Genomic DNA, 13744 nt, shown 5'->3' with positions numbered 1-13744 from the left:
AGCGGCTCGGCTATTTCGTCGCCGACCTCGCCGACCACACCGACGGCAAGCCGGTATTCAACCGCACGGTCACCCTGCGCGATTCGTTCGCCAAGGGCTGAGGCGGCGCGCCCGCGCCGCGCGAGCGGCGACGGGCGCAGGCCCGCTCACGCAGGCTGTGCGATGCGGCCGAAGCGGCCGCTGTTGAAATCCTCGACCGCCTGCCGGATCTCGGCGGCGCTGTTCATCACGAACGGGCCGTAGCCGACGATCGGCTCGTCGATCGGTTCGCCCGCGAGCAGCAGGAACGTCGCGTCGCTGTTCGCCTCCACCTCGATCGTCGCACCAGTGCGGTCGAACACGACGAGCTGCGCCTCGCGCGCGATCTCGCTGCCGTTGACGAGCACGGTGCCGCGCAGCACGACGAGCGCAGTCGTGTGGCCATCGCGCAGGTCGAACCTCGCGCGACGGCCGGCGGCGAGGCGCACGTCCCAGACGTCGACCGGCGTGAACGTGCGCGCAGGGCCGCGCCGGCCTGCGTACTCGCCGGCGATCACGCGCACGCTGCCGGCGTCGCCGGGCAGCGCGACGCGCGGAATCTGTGCGTCGAGCAGGGTCTGGTAGCCGGGCGCGGACATCTTGTCCTTCGCGGGCAGGTTGACCCACAGCTGCACCATCTCGAGCAGGCCGCCGCTGCGCGTGAACGCCTCGGAATGGAACTCTTCGTGCAGGATGCCCGATGCCGCCGTCATCCACTGCACGTCGCCCGGGCCGATGCGCCCGCCCGCGCCGGTCGAGTCGCGGTGCGCGACCTCGCCTTCGTAGACGATCGTGACCGTCTCGAAGCCGCGGTGCGGATGCTCGCCGACGCCGCGCGGGCGCGCGGCCGGCTCGAACGTCATCGGCCCCGCGTAGTCGAGCAGCAGGAACGGGCTCAGCGCCTGGCCGTGGCTGTCGTACGAGAACATCGAGCGCGCGGGGAACCCGTCGCCCACCCAGTGCGGCCGCGGCGCGGCCTGCACGGCAAGAACCTTCTTCATCGCGATCTCCAACGGCTCGCCCGAACGGGCGGCCTTCTCCTGATGCCAACATAGGGCTTCGCGGCGCGCCGCAGTAGTGGCCGCCGCCGCGACGCGCCGTTGCCGTGGGGAAACGACCGCTGCCGGCGTCGCGCACGCACCGCTATGATCCCGCGATGTCCACCACGACCCCCGAACAGGCCCTCGCCCGCTGCGCCGACTGGCTGCTGCTGCACCCCGCGCAGGCGGCTGCGCTCGCGGCGATTCCCGCCTCCGATACGTTCCGCGACGCCCTGCTCGCGGCGAACGCCGTGCATGGCCACGCCGACGATGCGCCCGTGCTCGCCGCCCTCGCCTACCATCAGGCGGCGCCGGCGCAGCCGGCGCGCGCGGCATGGCCGAGCGCGCAGCGACGCGACTGGCAGCCGCTCGCGCTCGAATGGAGCATGCACGGCGCGGAACTCGTCTGGGGCTGCGGCGACGTGCCCGATGCGCCGTTCCACGAGCATGTCGTCGCGGCGCTGCGCTACCGGCCGTTCAACCGCTGGTTCGCGCAGCGCACGCCGGTCACGCCCACGCTGGTCGCCGAACTCGAGGCCGAGGCGTTGCCACTCGCCGGACTGATCGTGCACGAATCGCGCTGCGGATCCACCCTGATCGCGCAGGCGCTCAAGGCATGGCCCGGCACGCGCGTGGTGAGCGAACCCGGCCTGCTCGACACCGCGCTGATGGCGGCGCTGTCCGGCATGGATCCTGAAGCGCTCACGTTCCGCGCGGCACTCGCAGCGCTGTGCCAGCCCAGGCGCGACGATGCGCGCGTCATCATCAAGCTCGATGCCTGGCATGCGCTCGCGCTCGGTGCGCTGCAGTCGCTGCTGCCCGGCGTGCCGTGGCTGTTCGCGTATCGCGCGCCGCACGAAGTGCTCGTCTCGCACGCGCGCGAGTCGGGGCGTCACACGGTGCCCGGCATGCTGCCCGAGCCATGGCTCGCGCCAGCGCCTGCGGACGCTCCGTTCTCGATGACCGAACACGCGGCACGCGTGCTCGGCTCGATCTGCGCGGCCGTCGTACCCCACGTGCGACCGGAGCAGCTCGTCAACTACAGCGAACTCGCCGATGCGTCGTCGGATGCGCTCCCGACACGCATCCCGCGCCTGTTCGGACTCGACCCCGCGGCCGTCGACGCGGACCGCTACGCGGCCACGTTCACGCGGCACGCGAAGCGGCCGCACATCGCGTTCACCGATGATCGCGCCGACAAGAACGACGCCGTCGACGACGCGCTGCGCGCGGCGGCGTCGCGGTGGATGGAGCCGTCGTACCTCGCGCTGGAGGCGATTCGGATGAAGCGATGGCTGAGGGCTGGGAGCTGAGGGCCGGAGAGCATCCCGGCCGAAGCCGCTCCTGCAGAGGCACGCCGCAGGTCGCGTACCCGCTTGCGGTGGGAGCGGCTTCAGCCGCGATGCCGTCGGCGAACGCCATGTTCACGGCGCCGAAGTGAACACGAGGCTGCAACACGTCACCGCCCCTTCCGCCTTCTGCAACTCCGATACGTCGACCGCGACGACCTCGACGCCCGCGACGCGGATGCGCGCATGCGTGCGCGGGAAGCATGCGGGCGAGATCACGCGATCGCCGATGCGCAGCACGTTCGCCGCATGCTCCTCGGCCGTGTCGACCTCGACGATGCGATAGCCGGCGAACGCCGCGCGGTCGACCCATGCCGGCTGCACCAGCACGGTGTCGTCGGCGAGGGCGGTGACCGCGGACTTGAGATGCAGGCAACCGTGGATCGGCACGCCCTGCACCGTGTATCCATGGGGCGCGAGCAGCGCGCGCAACTGCGCGATGCCCGCCGCATTGCTGCGCGCCGATTCACCCACGCAGACGCGCCGGCCGATGCGCAACACGTCGCCGCCATCGAGCGTGCCCGGCGCTTCGATCGCGCGCAGGCTACGCCAGCGCGCGAGCAGCGGCGCCACCGTCGCGCCTTCGCCGCGGCGCGACGGGGCGCCGGGGCGCGTCATCACCGCGATCTCGTCGACGACGATCGCGACATCCTCGACGAACACCGCGTCCGGAAATTCCGCCTGCGCGGGCAGGTCATGCACCTCGCAGCCGAGCGCCGCGAGCGCGCTGCGATAGGCGCGATGCTGTTCGACCGCGCGGTCGAGATCGATCGGCGCGCGCTCGACGAACGACAGTTCGCACGCGGCGAGGCTGGGGCTGACGTCGCGCGTGATCGCAATGAGGGACGAGGGGTGCATCGGCCGCCTTTCGATGGAAACGGAAGGAGCCTATTCTCGCGCAAATCGGCGCGATGGCACCGCCGAAGTGGACCTGTCGCCCGCGACGCGGGCGCGGCAGAATGCGCGCCTCCTGCCCGGAGCCGTTCATGACGCTGCCCCACGCGACGCTCGGTTTCAGCCTGCTCTGCCTCGGCATGGCGCTCACGCCGGGGCCGAACATGATCTATCTCACCTCGCGCTCGATCAGCCAGGGGCCCGCCGCCGGGCTCACCTCGCTCGCCGGCACCGCGCTCGGCTTCGTCGTCTATTCGCTGCTCGCCGCGTTCGGCCTCACCGCGCTGCTGTTCACGGTGCCGATCGCCTACGACGTGCTGCGCTTCGGCGGCGCGCTCTACCTCGGCTGGCTCGCCTGGCAGGCGCTCAAGCCCGGCGGCCGCTCGCCGTTCGCGCCGCGCGAGCTGCCGAAGGATTCGCGCCGCAAGCTCGTCACGATGGGCCTCATGACCAACCTGCTCAACCCGAAGGCGGCGCTGCTCTATCTCTCGCTGCTGCCGCAGTTCATCGACGTGGCCGCTGGCCACGTGTTCGCGCAGTCGCTGCTGCTGTGCGCGATCCAGATCACGATCAGCATGCTCGTCAACGGCAGCGTCGTGCTGCTCGCCGGTTCCATCGCGAGCTTCCTCGCGCAGCGCCCGACCTGGCTCACGGTGCAGCGCTGGTTCATGGGCAGCGTGCTCGGCGGCCTCGCGATCCAAATGGCGACGCAGGCGCGGGCGCGCTGAGGCAGGGGTCGCCAGGCAGCCCCGCGCGACCTAGCGCTCGCGAAGCCGGTCGAGCACGGTCTTGATGTCGAGCACCGGCGTGCCGTCGAACGCCTCGAGATCGGCGATCTCGAGCTCCGCCGGCCCCACGATGCTCGTCACGCGCACGCGGTGCACGCCGATGGGATTGGGCCGATCCTGGGAACGCGTGCTGAAGACGCCGGTCAACGGCAGCCGCGGGTCGTCACGCGGATGCACCTGCAACGTGTCGCGATCCGCCTCGTGCAGCCAGGTCAGTACGAGCAGTTCGTCGCCGCGCTGCACGTTCGCGAGCGCCAGGATGACGCGCGGCTCGAACACGAGCCGCGCGACCGGCGCGCCCTCGTGGCCCTGTTTGGGCGCGTGCTCGCGGCGCGTGAGCGTCGAGCGCACGTGTCCGATCGGATCGAGGCTGATCATGCTTCCTCCACGTCGCTGGCGTACGCGCCACGCCAGCGGGCCTGCTGCGATGCCGAGCCGGGACGCGCGGTCAAGCCGGTCGCCCGTTCCACGCGACACGACCGACAGCGATGCCCGCGCGGATCGTGTTATGCACCTCGGCGCGCCGGTCGGTTTCCGCGAGCAGGTGCTCGACCTCGGCAGGGGCGGCCGAGGACTCGACCGTCGCGGCATAGGTGATCGATCGTGCGGGCTGCCCGATACCGTCGAACACCGCGCTCGCAATCACTTCGCAGCCGTCGATGCCGATGCCGAGTCGAGCCGCCTCGCGGTAGAGATCGTTGCAATAGCAGGTCGCCAGCGCGGCCATGAGCAGCTCGCCCCCATTGACCGCGCCGCCGCGCCCATTCGCCTTCGCAGCAACGACCAACGGTCGCTCGTTGCCCGCGGTCGATACCCGCACATCATGTTGGCCCGCGCGGTCGCGCAGGTGGGCCGAAATCTCCATGCAGCATTCCTCCCGACGATCGAAGGCGTCGATGGGACGATGGACGAGCGCGTGCGCGCGGACGGCGTGCGCGCGCCCTGGCTTGCCTGCAACCTCTCAGTTGCCCGCAGGCGGCTGCCACAGCTCGAACTTGTTGCCGTCGGGGTCGACGGCCCAACCGAACGTGCCGTACTCCGACTCCTCGACCCTGTCCTCGACCTGCACGCCTTCGGCGCGCAGGGCCGCGAGCAACGCATGCAGGTCGTCGACACGGTAGTTGATCATGAACGACGCGGTGCTCGGCGCGAAGTAGCCGGTGTCTTCGGGGAACGGATTCCATGCCGTCGTGCCGACGCCATCGGGGTTGTCGGGGCCGTTCCAGCGGAACGCAGCGCCGCCCCACGCCTGCACGTCGATGCCGAGGTGCCGCTTGTACCAGGCGCCGAGCGCCTTCGGGTCCCTGGACTTGAAGAAGATGCCGCCAATGCCGGTGACGCGCTTCATGAAGATTCCCGTGCTCGCCGATCGAGACGCGCACTCTACCGGAACGCGCCGACGGCCGGGCGGCGGCGACGCGGCGACGCATCCGTGCCACCATGCCTGCCTGTCCTACGTGCGAGGAGAGCGTGCATGGAACGAGTCACCGGTGGCTGCCTCTGCGGCGACGTGCGCGTCATCGCGACCGGACGCCCGTATCGCGTCGGCCTGTGCCATTGCCTCGATTGCCGCAAGCATCACGGCGCCCTGTTCCACGCGTCGGCGATCTTCCCCGAGGACGCGGTGACGATCGAAGGCGAAACGCGCGGCTACGCCGGGCGGCATTTCTGCCCGCGCTGCGGTTCTTCCGTGTTCGGGCGCAGTGGCGACGAAATCGAAATCAGCCTCGGCGCATTCGACGCACCCGACGCGTTCAAGCCCACCTACGAGCTCTGGACGATCCGCCGCGAAGCGTGGTTGCCGCCGTTCCCCCTCGCGCGACACTACGAGCGCGATCGCCCCGATACGAGCCGCTTCGAGGATTGAGGTGCCCGCGTTGGCGCGGCCCGCGCGCGCGGTCGCGGCGCATCAGCGCCCGAAGCGCTTCGCCGAAGCGATCACGAGCTTCGCGCGCTCGACCTCGCGGTTCCTCGGCGTGCTCAGCGTGAACAGCGAATGGATGAGCGTCGTCGCCGCCTCGCTCACCTGTTCGACCGCGGCGTTGAATACGGCTTCGTTCGCCTTGGAGGGCGTATTGAACCCGCTCAGCTTGCGCACGAACTGCAGCGCCGATGCGCGGATCTCGTCCTGCGTCGCCGGCGGATCGAAGTTGTACAGCGTCTTGATGTTCCTGCACATGCAAGCCTCCAACGTTCGTCGCGCGATCGCGGCGCCGATCCGGCGCCACCTCGGACCATCATGATGGTAGCGCACGGTCACTTGCGCCGGAGCAAATGCACCGGCGAACTGATCAACGATGATGATCAACTCGCCGGCCGCAATGATCAGTCCCGTGCCGGCGAGTGACTGCTTACGAGCCAAAGCGGACCTAACGGCCTATGCTCGGTAGCAGCGCAGTGGATAGGCCCGTCAAGCGACGTACGGCGTTCACGGGCGAAGTCGATATGATTTCCGCCTCAGCGCAGTCCGACGCGTCAGTATCTGGCGATCGTCGAAGGAGTTTCCAGTGGACAGAGGCAGCGCATGAACGAGATGAGCGTCACTCGACAGGCAATCTTTATCTCTCACGCGACGCCAGAGGATAACGCCTTCGTGCGCTGGCTCGGCGCTAAGCTGACCGCCTTGGGGTATGAGGTCTGGGCGGACCTGTTCGTGCTGCATGGAGGCTCGGACTGGGCGCGAAAGCTGGAAGATGCGCTTCGGCACCGATCGCTAAAAATGCTGTTGGTGTGCACCCCTGACGGACTAGAGAAGCAGGGAGTTCGCAACGAAGTCGAGATCGCGACCGCCGTTGGAAAATCAATCTCGGACCCCGAGTTCATCATCCCGCTTCGCTTGGCGGCCTTCGATGCGCCGTTTCGAATCGCGCACCTGCAGTACATCGACTTCGCGCGGGGCTGGTCGCAGGGCTTCATCGAACTGTCGGAGCTGCTTTCGGCGAACCCAGCAATCCCGCGAACGGGCGCCGGCAACGCGCTGGAGGCGTGGCTGGAGGATCAGACCCGTGGAGCGACCCGATTGATCGCGCGCGACGAGTACCTGATGTCGAACTGGCTTCCGTTCAAGTCGTTTCCGGAGACGCTCTACTATTGCGAACCACCGTTCGGATTCGACATCGCGCGCTTTCATATGCGCGATCTCGCGGCCTATCCGCTCGTGCCCTATCGCAATGGCGCCCTGACGTTCGTTTCGCCTAACGCCGCGGGTGAAGTGCGTCCTGGCGTTCCTGCGGGGGTGGTCGGGGCGATTCCCTTGGCCCGATTCCTAGCCGACGGCTGGCCGGAGCAAGGCATCGAAAGCTACGTCGCCCGACGTCACTTCTCCGACTTGGGCAATCAAGCCTTCGATCTGTCCATGCATCGTATGGAGATGTCGGGGATGGTCAACTCCCGCGGCCGGCGCACTTGGTGGGCGGACATTCGCAGGGCTCCCAAGACCAAAGTGTCCTTCGACTGGAAGCATGCGAAAGGATCGCGCCAGATCATGGGGCAGTCCGAGAAGCGCAAGGTATTCTGGCACTACGGCTTGAATGCCCAAGTTCGCGATTTCCCCAAGCCGCACCTGCGGCTCGCGCCCCGCCTGCTGTTCTCCACGAACGGCATGGATGTGATCGACGATCCTAAGAAAGCTCATCGCCTTCGCCGATCCTTTGCGGCGAGCTGGCGAAACGCACGTTGGCGCGACATGTTGCTGGCGTACTTGTGGTGGGTTTCCGGCGGAACCGACGAGATTGTCTTCCCGGTGTCGCCGACCGAGAGTTTGGTTGCGTCTCTGCCACCGTACACACCGCGCGCTCGATTCGGCGTGTCCGAAAGCGGTGACGCGGAAGCTGATGAGGACGATCCGGACATCGATTACGGCGACTGGAATGAAGAGGAGGGCGACGGCAATGAAGAATCGCCTTGAGCTTCTGCACATCGAGGAGCCGTCGCTGGAATTTCGTTTTGGCCAGCGTGCGACCTATCCCCGCGACGGCTTGTACCTGTTTGGACCCTCGGATGCCGACGCCGTCCCGCGCTCGATCCGCTATGGCTTTATCGGGACAGCTCAGTCCCTTGCGTGCTTTCAGGAATGGGCGTCGCAGGTATCGAGGTTCATTCCGGTACCGCCACGCGGACGCGCCGCCAAGGAGAACGCTCCGCACCATGTCCCGTTTCCCGGCTTCGCGGAGGCGTACTTCGCTCACTGGTCCGACACGCCGGCCTGCGTAATCAGCGACCTATCGGAGGATGACCTCCGGCAGAAGGCACATATTGGCAACCGCCACGAGGCGATTAAGGAACTGGTCGACACCTACGTCGATCGACTCATCGCCGAATCCAAGCGCCTCGAGGATCCACCACAGTTCTGGTACGTGGTCATTCCGGAGTTCGTCTATGAGCTCGGGCGCCCCCAGTCCGCGGTGTCGAAGCTCGATCGGATGCCTGGAAAGATTCTCTTGAGCGAGAAGCAAGCAAAGAAGATGGCGTATCAATCCTCGCTGTTCGCCCAGGACGAGAAGGACGCCGAGGTCTACCAATACGAGAAGAACTTTCGTCGCCAGCTGAAGGCGCGTCTGCTCGATCATAAGGTCGTGACTCAGATCGTCCGTGAGACGACGCTAGCGCCGAGCCGATTCCTCAAGGCCGGCACGGACCAACCGAAGCGCCGCGTGGAGGACCCGGCGACGATTGCTTGGAAGCTCTCCACCGGGTCTTACTACAAGTCAGGCGGACGTCCCTGGCAACTTGCCGGGGTGCGACCGGGCGTGTGTTACGTGGGACTCGTCTATAAGCAGCAGCCACAGGGCGAGGACCAGCGCTACGCGTGCTGTGCCGCGCAGATGTTCCTCGCCGATGGCGAAGGCATCGTTTTCCGCGGCGCACTAGGCCCCTGGTACAACCCCGAGACCAAGCAATATCATCTGGACGCCGAGGCGGCGCACCGGCTCGCAACGACGGTGATTGCCGAGTATCGAAACAAGCATGGCCACGATCCGGCCGAACTGTTCATCCATGCGCAGTCGCGCTTTGACGATGACGAGTGGGATGGATTTCGCAGTGCATGCAGCGGGGACACCAATCCTGTTGGCGTGCAGATCACGGATTCCTGGGATGACTTGAAGTTGTTCCGACCAGGCGACTACCCGGTCATCCGAGGCACCGCTCTGGTCGCCAACAAGCGCGCGGGATACCTTTGGACCTCGGGTTACGTCCCTCGCCTGGATACCTACATGGGCCCGGACACCCCGAACCCACTGCACGTCGCCATCCGTCGAGGCGAGGCCCCAGTACTGACGGTGATGGCAGATGTCCTAGCCTTGAGCAAGATCAATTTCAACAGCTGTCTTTTCAATGATCGATTTCCAGTGACCCTTCGCTTCGCGAATGCGATTGGCGAAATTCTGGTCGCCGCACCGTTGCGCTCCGAACCGATGTTGCCCTTCAAGCACTACATCTAGAGCTAGTGCGGGCGTGGACGGTCGACTGGCTTAGGTCCGCGCGCTCCCGAATTCCGCACTACGTTTTTGTTGGGCTGGCGGTTGCTATTTTGATTCGAGAAGGCAAGAGGTGTCCGCTTCTGGCTGGATTGCGATTGACGCTATGCGACCCAAAGCGGACCTAGGCCAACTGGGATCGATTAGCTGAGCGTCTCGCCGTACGGCCAGCGCTGACATCGCGCTAGAGATTTGAGAGCCTGAGGGGGTGAGATAGACTTTTCACCGATGATCTTTGACACCACTCCTAGGACCGATGCATCGCCGAAGCTGCATGCCGAGACGGAATTCGCTTTCCTGAACCGATCTGCGCGCGAGGAGATGCATCTCGCAAGGTCGCGGCTTGAAGCACTGGTTGCGATCTACCCCGATCCCGACGATCTCGTCCGTCGTTTCCAAAGTGGCAACGACACTCACTTCCACTCGGCAGAATTCGAACTGTTGTTGTTCGCGCTGTTGTCCAACCGAGGATTCAAGCTGGCCCCTCATCCAGCTCTACCTGGACGGACGTCACGGCCGGACTTCCTGGTTGAATCGCCTAGCGGCGACGAGTTCTATCTCGAAGCGGTGCTTGCCAGCGAAGACCAAGGCGGCGGCCTTTACCAACATCCGCTCGTAGCTACGACCCTGGATATCTTTTCGAGCAATTACCATCGGAATTTTCTGGTAATGGTTTCGACGAGCGGCCAGCCGACTACGCAACCGAGTCGAAATGCGCTGCTTCGCAAGACATTAGCGTGGCTCGACGGATTGGATCCGGACGCGGTACTAGAGGCCATGGAAGCCGGTGGCCACGAGATGCTGCCGTCGCTGGACTGGGCGCATGAGGACTTAATGATCTCGCTGAAAGCGTTTCCGTTATCGAAAGGCGCACGCGGTCAATCGACTCGCCTGTTGGCCGGGCAGATGGGTAGGGCTGGTTGGGTGGATTCCTGGAGCCCGATTCGTGACGCCATTCGATTTAAGGGCTCCAAGTACGGAACATTCGATCGGCCGTTCGTCGTCGCCGTAAACTTCGGCGGCTACTTCCTAAACCGCATCGATGAAATGCAGGCCTTGTTCGGGCAAGAGCAGGTCACGGTATCGATCACGGATCGCGATGCGCCAGCGCGATTGTCCCGCGCTCCTAATGGAGCGTGGATCGGAAATTCGGGTCCACAATTCAAGCGGGTGAGCGCCGCGTGGCTGTTCGATGGCTTGAACGTCTACAACCTAGAATCGCGCAAGCCCACTCTCTATCTACATCCTTGGGCCAACTACCCTGTGACTGCCGATCTCCTTCAGTTCCCCCATGCCATCGGAGAAGACGGAACCATGTCCTGGCATGAAGGAACACGGCCCGGGCCCCTCTTCCCGGACTTGTAGCAGTTCCCAAGCCAACTGAAGTGGCATCGCGATATCCATGCAAGGATATCGAACTAATGAACTGGAACGCGCGCGTTGGCGATGCGCCACCTGCGGGCGTCCGCTTCTGGCCGGAAGCCGCCATTCCTATAGCTGCAGAGCGGTATCGGCCAGCCGATCGAAGCGCACGATGGGCCCAGGGCACGTCGACGGGCGGCGCATGCATCTGTGACGCGTCGTAGAGCAAGCGTCCGGCACCGTCGTCGCCACGAGCCACAGAACCTTTGCCTACGTCTCGCGCAGGTGCTTAGCTGTGGGTTCGCCGCGGATGCGCGCGACGATAAACTCCCCGACCTTTTCCGCCGACGCGCAACCGCTCACGCATTAATCCCATCGCGTGCCATACGCGCGGCGTCGCCGTGCGGCGTCAGTCTACCGCAGCCGCTTAGGTGCGCGCTCGCCAGCACGTCGTCTGACCGCACGCACACTAAGACGCGAACTAGCCTACGCCTCATCGGGCGTTGCGGACCTACAAGTGGCGTCAGACATTTCTTACATGCTTGCATGATGTCTGTCGGCATCCGCCTGATTCAGCTCGTGGATACTACCCTCCGACCCGCCGAGTCAGCGAATTCGCGCCCGTGCACAGGGACGCCGGCGAAAGCCACTAAGCGATGACGCGGGTCGACTTCCAACGATGTGAAGCTGCCACAGTCACTTCAGACGCGCATCGTCTCTCAAGGCGATCGTGTATGATTCCGCGCACATTGAGCACGGAGACGTCGTGTGAACAAAGCAGACTTTGTGACCGGCACACCCGTTCGAGTATTAGGTACCCAGCAAGTCATGATCCTTGGCGGCACTCCCGATAGATGGGTCTGCACATGGGATGAGAATGGCCAGCTCGTTTCGCGGCAATTCGACCCAGCGAGCTTAGAGCGCGTGTCGAGCGATCAGACTAGCACGAAGTAGCGGAGCTTTCGATGGGGCGGGCGTTGTCCGTCATGCATCGCGGGACAGCGGCTCGTCGTTCCCAATAGGCCGCTCTCGAATCGCGAGCCAGATGCCCGTCGCCGCGGAAACCGCAGCGGGGGCGAAGAACACGAGCTGGCCGAGTGGGGCGTTGCCGTGCGTCGCGATCAGCGTGATTGCGACCTCGCTGCTGCCGATCGCGAGCGCAGCGACGACGGGGCTCGCGAGCCAGCGCGTAGGCTCCCCCGTCAAGCAGACGGTTTGAAAGTAGAACCGCTGGTGTGCTGTTGGCGAACTTCGATCGGTGTCTGGCCGCCGAGCGCATCATGGGGACGTCGCTCGTTGTACTCGATCGTCCACCAGTAGGCGGCCTCGCGCAGGTCTTCGACGCGCAGGAACAGGTACGGATCGAGAACCTCCTCGCGGAACGTCCGGTTGAAGCGTTCGATGTAGGCGTTCTGGTTGGGCTTTCCCGGTTGGATGTATTGGATTGCCAGAAGCGAAATCACTCGGTCACTTGCAAGGGGAGTCCATACACGAATTGTTAGCCAACAGTCGACTTCAACGAGGGGACCAGATTCTTTATCGAGTCGAGATCGGCTTTGCTTAATGGAGAAGCGTGAAGGGTGTTACCTGCCCAGTTTGACATGAAGCTATCCCAGCGGTCGGCCCTAGTATCGAAGAGGCGCGTGCGAAAACCTTGGTTATCGGGGTTCTGCAACAGCCATTCGCGCAAAAGATTGAGATAGAAAGACCGCCTGTCCAGTTTCGCCAGAACGTATCCGTCAATCGCTGCAACAAAGTTATGCGAAGCGCCGATAAGTGAAGCAGTTTCTTTAAAGGTCAGATCAGCTCCCGTCTCCGCCTTCTTTACGAGGTTCTCTGGATTCAAGCCGCGATAGGACTGTGCAATTTCATGTGCGTGCGTTTCAAAAGTGTCCTTAGAGCTGTCCGACACAAGATTGTCGGCCAATTCGTGCATGACGTTGTTGCGCCAGGCAATTAGCACTTCAACAAGAGCCGATTCGACAGTAGTGCCCGGCACCCAGCTGGCAAATGCCGTGGCCTTCTTGTGAACCGATCGCCCGCAAGCTTGAAGGGCCTGAGAGAAACCCGCGTCCTGAATAAAGTCGGGCTTTCGGTTTAGCAGAGAAAAGTACACATCGAGGGCGTCGACCGCGGTGCCAAGGAACGAATGCAGGATGAAGACCCGGGATCGTTGGATTGAATGGGGCACACTCTTTGGAGACCAAGCGGCGCGTAGGCCCGCGGCTTCGTGCCGCGGATTCTTATCCAAGCAATGGAGTGCCACCAACGTTGTGACAAGAAAGTGGTTCGCTTGTCCCAATTGTTGCTTGAACGCCTTTCGAGCCAACGTTTGCTTCATCGCGGCGCACCAGGCAGGAGTCGAACCTGCTTCTCTCCATCTAAAGATGGTCTAAGCGACCATTTTGAAGTGGAGCGTCTGTACCCAATCGACCGCTGGTGCATATGCGAGAGTGTACCTGCTGTTGGCTAACGCCTGAGTTAAGCCGCGCCGCGAAGCGGTGTCGGCTTGAACGAATAGTTAGCTGGCATTTGCGTGATCTGCCTCAAGTGCCGCGAGTAGCCTCCGGAACGTGCGTACAACCCGCCGGTGAAATTCGTCGTTGTATGCATTTATGTACTCGAGACGCTCAAGTTGAAAGAGATGCATGTTGTTTCGCATGTCCCAAAGCCAATCAAGATCGTCTCTCAGTGGTTCATCAATGATGCCTTGCTCCAGCATCCAGGCATTTCGACGCTTGTAGTTTTGCCCGCACCTACCATGCAGGTAGTTCTTTGTGATGCTTTCACATAGTGAGCCGATCAAGAACCCGTAC

16 protein-coding genes and 1 tRNA gene are annotated in these 13744 nt (G+C 64.2%); 7 read left to right on the top strand and 10 right to left on the bottom strand.

The annotated features are described in order from the left end of the window. Positions 1-146: 146 nt before the first annotated feature. Complete coding sequence (locus tag ACTHK2_RS05825; RefSeq protein ID WP_440244756.1) at positions 147-1019, bottom strand: pirin family protein; 873 nt, start codon at positions 1017-1019, stop codon at positions 147-149. A 155-nt stretch (positions 1020-1174) separates the two neighbouring features. On the opposite strand from ACTHK2_RS05825, the gene ACTHK2_RS05820 reads away from it, so the two are divergent. Continuing rightward, positions 1175-2371, top strand: coding sequence for a hypothetical protein (locus ACTHK2_RS05820; RefSeq protein WP_440244755.1), 1197 nt, complete (start codon positions 1175-1177; stop codon positions 2369-2371). Positions 2372-2482: 111 nt separating this feature from the next. Here ACTHK2_RS05820 and ACTHK2_RS05815 read toward each other — a convergent pair whose 3' ends face one another. Further along, positions 2483-3265 (bottom strand): dimethylarginine dimethylaminohydrolase family protein, encoded by a 783-nt coding sequence (locus ACTHK2_RS05815; protein WP_440244754.1) that lies wholly within the window; start codon positions 3263-3265, stop codon positions 2483-2485. 128 nt (positions 3266-3393) lie between these two features. Between ACTHK2_RS05815 and ACTHK2_RS05810 the strand changes: the two genes are divergently transcribed. Beyond that, positions 3394-4029 carry a LysE family translocator gene (locus tag ACTHK2_RS05810; RefSeq protein ID WP_440244753.1) on the top strand — a complete coding sequence of 212 codons (636 nt, stop codon included), beginning with the start codon at positions 3394-3396 and terminating at the stop codon, positions 4027-4029. 30 nt (positions 4030-4059) lie between these two features. Here ACTHK2_RS05810 and tsaA read toward each other — a convergent pair whose 3' ends face one another. The 3 genes from tsaA to ACTHK2_RS05795 all read right to left on the bottom strand — a co-directional run bounded on the left by tsaA (position 4060) and on the right by ACTHK2_RS05795 (position 5437). Next, positions 4060-4467 (bottom strand): tRNA (N6-threonylcarbamoyladenosine(37)-N6)-methyltransferase TrmO, encoded by a 408-nt coding sequence (tsaA, locus tag ACTHK2_RS05805; RefSeq protein ID WP_440244752.1) that lies wholly within the window; start codon positions 4465-4467, stop codon positions 4060-4062. A 70-nt stretch (positions 4468-4537) separates the two neighbouring features. Further along, the gene (locus ACTHK2_RS05800) at positions 4538-4954 is read right to left on the bottom strand and encodes an OsmC family protein (protein WP_440244751.1); all 417 of its coding nucleotides are present in this window, start codon (positions 4952-4954) and stop codon (positions 4538-4540) included. A gap of 96 nt (positions 4955-5050) precedes the next feature. Beyond that, positions 5051-5437, bottom strand: coding sequence for a VOC family protein (locus ACTHK2_RS05795; protein ID WP_440244750.1), 387 nt, complete (start codon positions 5435-5437; stop codon positions 5051-5053). 126 nt (positions 5438-5563) lie between these two features. On the opposite strand from ACTHK2_RS05795, the gene ACTHK2_RS05790 reads away from it, so the two are divergent. Beyond that, positions 5564-5956, top strand: a complete 393-nt coding sequence (locus ACTHK2_RS05790) for a GFA family protein (protein WP_440244749.1) — start codon at positions 5564-5566, stop codon at positions 5954-5956. A gap of 42 nt (positions 5957-5998) precedes the next feature. Here the strand turns inward: ACTHK2_RS05790 and ACTHK2_RS05785 are convergent, their stop codons facing one another. Next, positions 5999-6268 carry a DUF2277 domain-containing protein gene (locus tag ACTHK2_RS05785; RefSeq protein WP_440244748.1) on the bottom strand — a complete coding sequence of 90 codons (270 nt, stop codon included), beginning with the start codon at positions 6266-6268 and terminating at the stop codon, positions 5999-6001. A 345-nt stretch (positions 6269-6613) separates the two neighbouring features. Here ACTHK2_RS05785 and ACTHK2_RS05780 point away from each other — a divergent pair, with 345 nt between their 5' ends. From ACTHK2_RS05780 to ACTHK2_RS05765, 4 genes are all read left to right on the top strand, one after another. Further along, entirely contained in the window at positions 6614-7996 is a 1383-nt protein-coding gene (locus tag ACTHK2_RS05780; RefSeq protein ID WP_440244747.1) for a toll/interleukin-1 receptor domain-containing protein, read from the top strand. Continuing rightward, positions 7980-9530: an argonaute/piwi family protein gene (locus ACTHK2_RS05775; RefSeq protein WP_440244746.1), complete on the top strand. Its 1551-nt coding sequence runs from the start codon at positions 7980-7982 to the stop codon at positions 9528-9530. Before ACTHK2_RS05780 ends, ACTHK2_RS05775 begins: the two co-directional genes overlap by 17 nt. A gap of 264 nt (positions 9531-9794) precedes the next feature. Then, positions 9795-10931 (top strand): hypothetical protein, encoded by a 1137-nt coding sequence (locus ACTHK2_RS05770; protein ID WP_440244745.1) that lies wholly within the window; start codon positions 9795-9797, stop codon positions 10929-10931. A gap of 1042 nt (positions 10932-11973) precedes the next feature. Next, complete coding sequence (locus tag ACTHK2_RS05765; protein WP_440244744.1) at positions 11974-12147, top strand: hypothetical protein; 174 nt, start codon at positions 11974-11976, stop codon at positions 12145-12147. On the opposite strand, the gene ACTHK2_RS05760 is transcribed toward ACTHK2_RS05765, so the two are convergent. The 4 genes from ACTHK2_RS05760 to ACTHK2_RS05745 form a co-directional block, all read right to left on the bottom strand. After that, positions 12131-12424, bottom strand: a complete 294-nt coding sequence (locus ACTHK2_RS05760) for an integrase core domain-containing protein (RefSeq protein ID WP_440244758.1) — start codon at positions 12422-12424, stop codon at positions 12131-12133. The genes ACTHK2_RS05765 and ACTHK2_RS05760 overlap by 17 nt on opposite strands. A gap of 2 nt (positions 12425-12426) precedes the next feature. Next, a complete protein-coding gene (locus ACTHK2_RS05755; protein ID WP_440244743.1) occupies positions 12427-13269 on the bottom strand; it encodes a hypothetical protein in 843 nt (280 codons plus the stop codon). A 5-nt stretch (positions 13270-13274) separates the two neighbouring features. Beyond that, positions 13275-13371: transfer RNA gene (locus ACTHK2_RS05750), tRNA-OTHER, on the bottom strand. Positions 13372-13449: 78 nt separating this feature from the next. Continuing rightward, positions 13450-13744 (bottom strand): hypothetical protein (locus tag ACTHK2_RS05745; RefSeq protein ID WP_440244742.1); only part of this gene is annotated, 295 nt, incomplete at its 5' end.

This window comes from Dokdonella sp., from assembly GCF_051958935.1.
Lineage (GTDB): Bacteria > Pseudomonadota > Gammaproteobacteria > Xanthomonadales > Rhodanobacteraceae > Dokdonella_A.
The sequence above is the reverse complement of the archived record's forward strand: the minus strand, read 5'-3'. Positions and strand labels throughout refer to the sequence as shown.